The sequence below is a fragment of the Cedecea sp. AS113 genome (assembly GCF_037152415.1).
Lineage (GTDB): Bacteria > Pseudomonadota > Gammaproteobacteria > Enterobacterales > Enterobacteriaceae > Cedecea.
The window spans coordinates 1-1,616 of record NZ_JBBCMI010000048.1 but is presented as its reverse complement, the minus strand read 5'-3'; the positions used below and the strand labels follow the sequence as shown (position 1 = coordinate 1,616).

The 1,616-nt window shown below is 53.0% G+C and carries 1 rRNA gene; it reads left to right on the top strand.

Annotated features, from left to right (window positions below):
- Positions 1-71 precede the first annotated feature (71 nt).
- A 16S ribosomal RNA gene (locus WFN87_RS23940) occupies positions 72-1,611 on the top strand.
- Positions 1,612-1,616 lie beyond the last annotated feature (5 nt).

The window sequence follows — 1,616 nt, the reverse complement described above, 5'->3', positions numbered from 1 at the left end:
AAATATCAAGTCTTGAAGAGTGACTACTGATTTTATAAACAGTTTTAATTCTTTGAGCATCAAACACTTTTAAATTGAAGAGTTTGATCATGGCTCAGATTGAACGCTGGCGGCAGGCCTAACACATGCAAGTCGAGCGGTAGCACGGGGAGCTTGCTCCTGGGTGACGAGCGGCGGACGGGTGAGTAATGTCTGGGGATCTGCCTGATGGAGGGGGATAACTACTGGAAACGGTAGCTAATACCGCATAACGTCGCAAGACCAAAGAGGGGGACCTTCGGGCCTCTTGCCATCAGATGAACCCAGATGGGATTAGCTAGTAGGTGGGGTAATGGCTCACCTAGGCGACGATCCCTAGCTGGTCTGAGAGGATGACCAGCCACACTGGAACTGAGACACGGTCCAGACTCCTACGGGAGGCAGCAGTGGGGAATATTGCACAATGGGCGCAAGCCTGATGCAGCCATGCCGCGTGTATGAAGAAGGCCTTCGGGTTGTAAAGTACTTTCAGCGAGGAGGAAGGCATTAAGGTTAATAACCTTGGTGATTGACGTTACTCGCAGAAGAAGCACCGGCTAACTCCGTGCCAGCAGCCGCGGTAATACGGAGGGTGCAAGCGTTAATCGGAATTACTGGGCGTAAAGCGCACGCAGGCGGTTTGTTAAGTCGGATGTGAAATCCCCGGGCTCAACCTGGGAACTGCATTCGAAACTGGCAAGCTTGAGTCTTGTAGAGGGGGGTAGAATTCCAGGTGTAGCGGTGAAATGCGTAGAGATCTGGAGGAATACCGGTGGCGAAGGCGGCCCCCTGGACAAAGACTGACGCTCAGGTGCGAAAGCGTGGGGAGCAAACAGGATTAGATACCCTGGTAGTCCACGCCGTAAACGATGTCGACTTGGAGGTTGTGCCCTTGAGGCGTGGCTTCCGGAGCTAACGCGTTAAGTCGACCGCCTGGGGAGTACGGCCGCAAGGTTAAAACTCAAATGAATTGACGGGGGCCCGCACAAGCGGTGGAGCATGTGGTTTAATTCGATGCAACGCGAAGAACCTTACCTACTCTTGACATCCAGAGAACTTTCCAGAGATGGATTGGTGCCTTCGGGAACTCTGAGACAGGTGCTGCATGGCTGTCGTCAGCTCGTGTTGTGAAATGTTGGGTTAAGTCCCGCAACGAGCGCAACCCTTATCCTTTGTTGCCAGCGGTTCGGCCGGGAACTCAAAGGAGACTGCCAGTGATAAACTGGAGGAAGGTGGGGATGACGTCAAGTCATCATGGCCCTTACGAGTAGGGCTACACACGTGCTACAATGGCGCATACAAAGAGAAGCGACCTCGCGAGAGCAAGCGGACCTCATAAAGTGCGTCGTAGTCCGGATTGGAGTCTGCAACTCGACTCCATGAAGTCGGAATCGCTAGTAATCGTAGATCAGAATGCTACGGTGAATACGTTCCCGGGCCTTGTACACACCGCCCGTCACACCATGGGAGTGGGTTGCAAAAGAAGTAGGTAGCTTAACCTTCGGGAGGGCGCTTACCACTTTGTGATTCATGACTGGGGTGAAGTCGTAACAAGGTAACCGTAGGGGAACCTGCGGTTGGATCACCTCCTTACCTAA